This is a genomic window from Bradyrhizobium diversitatis, from assembly GCF_016031635.1.
Lineage (GTDB): Bacteria > Pseudomonadota > Alphaproteobacteria > Rhizobiales > Xanthobacteraceae > Bradyrhizobium > Bradyrhizobium diversitatis.
Map to the genome: position 1 here is coordinate 289,051 of NZ_JACEGD010000005.1, position 6,815 is coordinate 295,865.

Here is a 6,815-nt window from a genome sequence, read left to right on the forward strand (position 1 = left end):
CGGGTTAACGACTTGTCGGCCGCCACTCGAAGAGCGAGGCGGAAGCGTAACCCGCCGACGCCTTGCGTGCGGATGGGCCAATTTGGTGGATCACGCTGCGCTGATCTACCCTGCGGTGCTTCAATGTCCAGCCGCGCGTCTTGCCGCAGCATTGTTCAGCACGATCAGCGCATCAACGGCCACGCCCGTCCTGGTGTTGATCAGGAACGGGTTGATGTCGATCGAGGCGATCCGGTCACCGGCATTCGCGATCAGGTTGGAGAGGCCGACCAGCGCCTTCACCGCCGAGGCCTCGTGCAAGGCCGGCCTGCCGCGATAGCCTCGCATCTTGATGCCGGCCTTGGTGCGGCCGATCAGGAGCCGTGCTTCGCTCTCGTCCAGTGGCGCGCCGGCGAGCGCGACGTCCTTCATCAGCTCGATGTCGATGCCGCCGGTGCCGAACAGCACGACCGGCCCCATCTCGGCATCGAGCGCGGCGCCCACCACCAGCTCGAGCTCGGCCTCGACCTGCTGCGCGATCAGGATGCCGTCGAGCTTCGGCTTGCCCTTCAGCTTCCTGACCCGTGCCGTGATGTCGGCGAACGCCTTCTTCACCTCGGCCGCGCTGTTGAGGTTCAGCACCACGCCGCCGATGTCGGACTTGTGCAGGATCTCCGCGCTGACGACCTTTGCCACGACCGGGAATCCGATCTGCTGCGCAATTTTCACCGCTTCGGCCGCCGTCTGCGCGATCGCCTCCTTCGAGATCGGGATGCCGTAAGCCTTGAGGAGCTTCTTCGAGGCGACTTCGTCGAGCGCGGCACCAGTCGCCAATCTCAATGTCTTCTCCAGCACGGCGCGCGCGGCGGGCTTCGAGCTCGAGACGATGTCGGGCACCTCTTTGCGCAGCTTCGCGTAGTCGAGCAGCGACTTGATCGCGGTTACCGCACGGTCCATGCCCTGCATGACCGCAAGATGCGGCAGCGACTTGCGCAAATCCTTGGTGTACTCGGTGAAGCCGATCGACATCGCGCTGATATAGATCACCGGCTTGCCGGCCTGCCCCGCCATCTCGTCGACGATGCGCAAGTTGCGCTCGCGCAGCTCGTGCGGGGCCTTCGGCAGTTCGGCATCGACGATGACGATGTCGATATCGGGGTCGTCGATCATCAGCTTGATCGACTTCATATAGACGGAGGGATCGACGACCGCGGCAAAGCCGGCGTCGAGCGGATTGCCGACGATCGAGCCGGGACCTAGCATCTTCGCCAACTCCGAGCTGACATGCGGGCTCAGCGGCGCGAAATTCAGGCCCGCGGCGTAGAAGGCATCGATCAGCATGCCGCGTTTGCCGCCGGAGAGCGTGACGGCGGCAAGCCGGCCGCCTTTGGGCACGGCAGCGTGCACGAAGCATTCGGTGGTCTCGATCAGCTCGTCGAGCCCGCCGACCCGGATGACGCCTTCACGCGTTGCAATGGCGTCGAACGTCTCGATCGAGCCAGCGAGCGCTCCGGTATGCGCCATCGCCGCGGCGCGGCCGCCCTCGGATGCACCGAGCTTGAGCGCGATCACGGGCTTGCTCGCCGCACGCGCCGCCTTGCAGGCGTCGCGGAAGGCCTTGGTATTGCGTACGCCTTCGAGGTAGACGACGATCACCTTGATGCTCGGATCCTCGGCGAAATAGCGCATCAGGTCTGGCGTCTCGAGTCCGGCCTCGTTGCCTGTCGTCACCATGTAGCCGACCCCGACGCCGCGATCCTCCAGCGTCTGGCGGATCGCCATGACGATCGCGCCGGATTGACCGGCGATCGCCACCGCGCCCTGTTCCATGGTGACGATTCGATCGTCGATGTTGGTGAAGAGCTTTTCGCCGGCGCTTAAGTTGCCGAGGCAGTTCGGGCCGGTGACGGCAAGGCCCGTCTCGCGCACGGCCGCCTGCAGTTCGGCGGCAAGCTTCTGGCTTTCGTCATCTTGCAACTCGCTGAATCCCGAGGTGACGATCGTGGCTGACCGCGCGCCGGCCGCGCCGGCGTCGCGGATCACCTGCACGGCGAAGCGCGCCGGCACCAGCACCAGGACGTGATCGGGCTTCTCGGGGAGGCTCGCAAAATCCTTGTAGCAGGGGACGCCCCAGATGGCGTCGCGCTTGGCGTTGACCGGATAGAGGCCGCCCTCGAACCCGTATTTGACCAGATTGTTCCAGATGCGCTCGGCATAATTGCCTGGCTTGTCGGTTGCACCCACCAACACGATGTTGCGCGGATGCAGCATGGCGTGGATGCCCTTGACGATGTCGCTGGCATCGGACGGTGGAGACCATGGATGGAACGCGGACGCAGCAGACACCTGGGCTTCCATGCCGTGAGCTCTCCTGTTGTTCTTCTTGGTCGAGTGCCGCTCCGTTCTATGGCGAGTCCTTCGGAGTGGCAACCTTGGGGGTGGTATGCCGTACGGTGGAATGAGCGACGCTGGCGTGTGTCGTCGGCTCGGGGAGTGATCTACCTGTCGGCTCCAACCAATGTTGCATGAAGGATATAGCGCTCGGGGCCGGAGGTGACGGCGTCGAATGGCCAGCAGGTCGCGAGAACAAGCTCGAAGCCCTGTGTCGTGGCGTCGATGCCCGATGCATCGAAACGGACCACGGCCGAGGAATCCGCGCGATAGCTGAAATGTCGACCGTCGCGACGTGTGACATCGATGATGTCACCAATGGCGACATGCTGCAGGAAGCGGAAATGAGTGTCGCGATGGGCGGCATAGACCGCAATCCCGCGTTCACCCGCATCAGCCGTTTGGTGGATATGGCCGGGGCCAAAAGCGAGCGCCTGTCCGCTCGCGCCTTCCAGCACGATGACGCTGGCGCCGATCCGCTTGACCTCGATCCGCGCGACCGGCCAGGTGTCGGCCCACGACCATGGCTTCACCGCCTGTCCCGTCGCAATGCTTCGGTCGAAAGCGCGCTCCAGCAGCACCTGAGCCAGCCACGCCTTGGCGTGGATATAGGCGCCGTCGCCGAACAGGATGAGGCCGATCAGTGCCAGTACCAGGGGAGAGATGAGGCGGGGCATTTTATCCACGATCGTCATTGCGAGCGAAGCGAAGCAATCCAGAATCTTTCCGCGGAGGCAGCCTGGATTGCTTCGCTGCGCTCGCAATGACAGTGGGAAAAAAAGCGCGCGGCCGTTGATAGGGGACGGGCAGCCGCGCGCGCTAACAGAGGAGTTCGGGGAGGCTCCTCTCTCAAGCGGCGTCGGCGAGCAAGCGCCGACGCCGGTTGAACACGAACAGGATCAGGGCGAGCACGATCAGGATCAGGCCTGCGATCATCTTCAGTTCGGCCGAGGTTGCAGTTTTTGGCAGGCGGATCGTGTCGGGTGCCGCGGGTTTCGGTTGCCTCGCTGACGGCTGGTTGCGCGCGTCGGCATGGCGTTCGCGCAGCTGTGTCGGCGTCAGGTGCGGCCGCTCGCCGAACACTTTCTCGAAATCCCAGCCGGCCGGAAGATTGATCGGGAGGTCGCTGAGCTTGAGCGGTTCGCCTTCGGGCCGGCTCGGCGTCCTGTCGACCGCAACGAGGCTGGTGAGCCGCGTGACGATCTGATGATCGAGCGCCAGCGCCAGGATCGCCTTGTCGGATTCTTCGGGCGTCATCTCGCGCATGGCGCGCGCCACTTCGGCATCGCCGATTTTGCGCTTGGCCCAGAGCTTCGACAGGCCCATGCCTTCAGCGGCGCTCTGCAGCGGCAGCGTCACCGACCACGGGCGATCGCCGACGCGTCCCTTGATCTCGAGGGAGCCCGCAAGCTTGTCGAGCCTGGCCGCCAGCACCAGCGGCTCGTCACGATAGACGTCCGGAATGATCGCCGGGGTGATGTCGGCCTTGGCGTCGGAGAATCTTGCGGTGAGGCCGGTCACCGCCGGATTCTCCAGCTTGGCGAACAGGCCGCGCATGCGCTCCTCGACCTGCTCGACGGAGCCGATATGGGTGAAGGCACCGCGGCCGAGCTCGGCGGCGCGCGTCATCAGGTGGGTGTTGGGCGCCGAGCCGATGCCGACCATGAACACGCGCGAACGGCCGCGCATGGCCGTGATCGCCTCGAATAATTGCTGCTCGTTGCCGATCGCGCCGTCGGTCAGGAACACGACCTGGCGGACCATGCTGCTGTCACTGATCTTGTCGGCGAGCGCAGCGCGCATCGCCGGTACCATCTCGGTGCCGCCGCGCGCCTGCAAGTCGCTGACGAACGAGGTCGCTTCGCCGACATGCGCGGCATCCGCCGGCACGGAAGCCGGAAACAGCACGTCCATGGTGTCGTCGAAACGGATCACGTTGAAGCGGTCATTTGGCTGCAGCCGGCCGAGGGCATAGAGCAGGCTCGCCTTGGCCTGCACGATGGAGGTGCCGCCCATCGATCCGGAATTGTCGATCACGAACACGACCTCGCGGGGCAGCGGCTTCTGCGTTGCCTGCTCGACGCCGGGCGGAGTGACGAAGGCGAGCAGGTAGTCGGAATCGCCAACATGCTCGCGGAACAGGCCAACGGATGGCGCCATCCCGGCGGCCGGCTTCCAGGTCAGCTCGAAATCACGGTCGGCGGCGAAAGCGCCATCAGCGAGCGTGACGATACGCGTCGTGTCGTCCGGACTCTCGACCTTGACGTTATGGTGGTGGCTCCTGACCTCGCCGAGTGCAAACCCGGCCTTCAGGCGCACCGTGATGCTGGTCGGGTTGACCGGCGCATGTCTGGCGGGATCCAGCACAGGCGGCGAGATGCGGTCGCGATCCGGAACCGGATCAGACGTCGCTGCGCCCCAGCCGGAGCCGTCCTTGCGGAAGTCGACGCTTTGCACGATCGGCGCCGGATTGTAGCGCGGGGCGACCACCAGCGGCACGCGGAGCGAATATTCGTCGCCGGTTTGATGCACCGGCTCCTGATACTCAATCTGCACCAGCACGGTCTCGCCGGGACCGATATTGGCGACCGAGTTGGTAAAGATGTTGGGGCGCTCCTGCTCGGTGAGCGCGGCCTTCTGTCCGGCGCTTCGCGCCTGTTCGTAGATCACGCGGGCTTGCTGCCGCTCCTTGATGTCGCCGACGATGACGTGGTCGCCGACCACCATCTTCAGTGTGTCGACGGCACCATTGGCTGCGAGCGGATAGACATAGGTGGCCGCGACCCAGTCCTTGGTCGGATTGCGGAACAGTTGCGTGACGCGGGCGCGCAGCGTCGGACCCGATACGGTGATCTCGATGTCGGTGCCGAGGCGGACCGCCTCGGTATAGGCGCCGTCTTCCTTCAGGAGCAGGCTGCCCGACCGTGCCTCGCCAGGTTGGAGGAGGCTGGCGTGCTCCGCCGTTGCCGACCAGGCCGTCCCGAACCTCACCAGCAGGGCCACGAAGGCCACCAGCATCACCGCGACGCCCTGCGCGAGAAGGAATAATCCGAGCTTGATCAGCCGGCCCAGTACGGGGTGTTCGTCGCCGTCGGCTGTGTCGTAGGTATCCATTTTGGCCTGCTCCTGTTGGCTGTTTGCTGGCCCTCAGGATCGGCCTGGAGAGGCTGATGTCGCGAGCAGAATGATCGGCAATGTTCCGCCGCGGCCGGCGCGAGCAGGCCGCCGTCGGGCGGCCCTGTGCGGTTTTGTGCTGGTTTGTCCGCCCTGCTAGAATGGCGCTCCCAGGGCAGGGTTGATGATGCAAATGCAGGCCGACAAGCAGCTTTCGGACGAGCAGAGCCGCGAGATCGCGGAGACCATTCGCGAAGAGTTGGCCAGACGCCGGATCTCCCGACAGGCCCTGGCCGAGCAGGCCAAGCTCAGCCTGTCGACGCTGGAGAAGGTGCTCGGCGGCCGCCGGCCGTTCACGCTGGCGACGACGGTCCGGCTCGAGCAGGCGCTGGGCGTCTCCTTGCGCAAAAGTGCCATCGTGGTGACGCCTCCGGCGGCAAATGACGTCGCGCCCGACAGCCTCGGCTCCTATGCTCATCGCGCCGTGACTTGGCTCGAGGACGTCTACATCACCCTGCGCCCGTCCTTCGGCGACAAGGACGCGATCTTTGCCTATCGCACCGAGATCACCTGGGAGCCGAAAGTCTCTTCACTGGTCTTCCGCGAGGGCGATCGGACAGATGCCGCCTACGAGCACACCGGCGAGGTCGCCGTTCCCCATCAGTCCGGCTTCATCTACCTCGTCATCATCAAGCACGGTCAGCATCGCGTGATCACGGTGTCGCGGCCGACGGTTGCCGGCGAGATGTACGGCATCATTTCGACGCTCCGCGCCGGCCCCGGCTCGCAGCTCACGCCGATCGCCGCGCCCATCGCCTATGTGCCGCTCAGGAATATTCCAAAGCCGTCCCTGGGGCGGGTTGCGCCCGACGACGGCAACTACGCCGTTTACCGAAAGCACCTGCGTCGCACGGTGGAAGAGCCTTTTGCGCTCTTCCTGCCGGCGTAGCCTCGCCTCGGCGTCGCTCGCACACAAGAAGATAGCGGCTTTTCGGCCGCTATCGGGGTTGGGGGCGTGTTTCAGCTGATGCGAGCTAGGTTCTGTACTCAAACCCCTTGCGAGTGACGAGGCGGAGTGATTCAAGGCTTCCCAAAAGGGAGGTCCTGATGGCCCGCTTTGATCTTTCAGACGCCGAGTGGACAATCATCTCTCCGCTGTTACCTGGGGCGGAAGGCAAGAAGAATGGCCGGCCGCGGCCGGATGATCGCAAGGTGCTCAACGGCATCTTCTTCGTCCTGCGTACGGGGACACCCTGGCGCGATCTGCCGGAGCGCTATGGCCCTTACACAACAGCCTACAACCGCTTCAATCGATGGGCCAAGAAGGGCAT

5 protein-coding genes are annotated in these 6,815 nt (G+C 64.8%); 2 read left to right on the top strand and 3 right to left on the bottom strand.

What is annotated here, in order from left to right; genetic code table 11:
• Window positions 1-120: 120 nt before the first annotated feature.
• The 3 genes from H1B27_RS06730 to H1B27_RS06740 form a co-directional block, all read right to left on the bottom strand.
• Window positions 121-2,337, bottom strand: coding sequence for an acetate--CoA ligase family protein (locus H1B27_RS06730; RefSeq protein WP_197965441.1), 2,217 nt, complete (start codon window positions 2,335-2,337; stop codon window positions 121-123).
• A gap of 140 nt (window positions 2,338-2,477) precedes the next feature.
• Window positions 2,478-3,047, bottom strand: coding sequence for a class GN sortase (locus H1B27_RS06735; protein WP_061880247.1), 570 nt, complete (start codon window positions 3,045-3,047; stop codon window positions 2,478-2,480).
• Window positions 3,048-3,219: 172 nt separating this feature from the next.
• The gene (locus H1B27_RS06740; RefSeq protein WP_197965442.1) at window positions 3,220-5,484 is read right to left on the bottom strand and encodes a marine proteobacterial sortase target protein; all 2,265 of its coding nucleotides are present in this window, start codon (window positions 5,482-5,484) and stop codon (window positions 3,220-3,222) included.
• A gap of 187 nt (window positions 5,485-5,671) precedes the next feature.
• On the opposite strand from H1B27_RS06740, the gene H1B27_RS06745 reads away from it, so the two are divergent.
• Both H1B27_RS06745 and H1B27_RS06750 read left to right on the top strand, forming a co-directional pair.
• Window positions 5,672-6,433 (top strand): helix-turn-helix transcriptional regulator, encoded by a 762-nt coding sequence (locus H1B27_RS06745; RefSeq protein WP_197965446.1) that lies wholly within the window; start codon window positions 5,672-5,674, stop codon window positions 6,431-6,433.
• A 158-nt stretch (window positions 6,434-6,591) separates the two neighbouring features.
• Window positions 6,592-6,815, top strand: a 224-nt coding sequence (locus tag H1B27_RS06750; protein WP_197965443.1) for a transposase, incomplete at its 3' end; no start/stop codon positions are given.

Bases quoted from the DNA above. Each gene is read 5' to 3' on its own strand.
- H1B27_RS06740 (WP_197965442.1), bottom strand. From the start codon at position 5,484: ATGGATACCTACGACACAGCCGACGGCGACGAACACCCCGTACTGGGC.
- H1B27_RS06745 (WP_197965446.1), top strand. From the start codon at position 5,672: ATGCAAATGCAGGCCGACAAGCAGCTTTCGGACGAGCAGAGCCGCGAG.
- H1B27_RS06730 (WP_197965441.1), bottom strand. From the start codon at position 2,337: ATGGAAGCCCAGGTGTCTGCTGCGTCCGCGTTCCATCCATGGTCTCCA.
- H1B27_RS06735 (WP_061880247.1), bottom strand. From the start codon at position 3,047: ATGCCCCGCCTCATCTCTCCCCTGGTACTGGCACTGATCGGCCTCATC.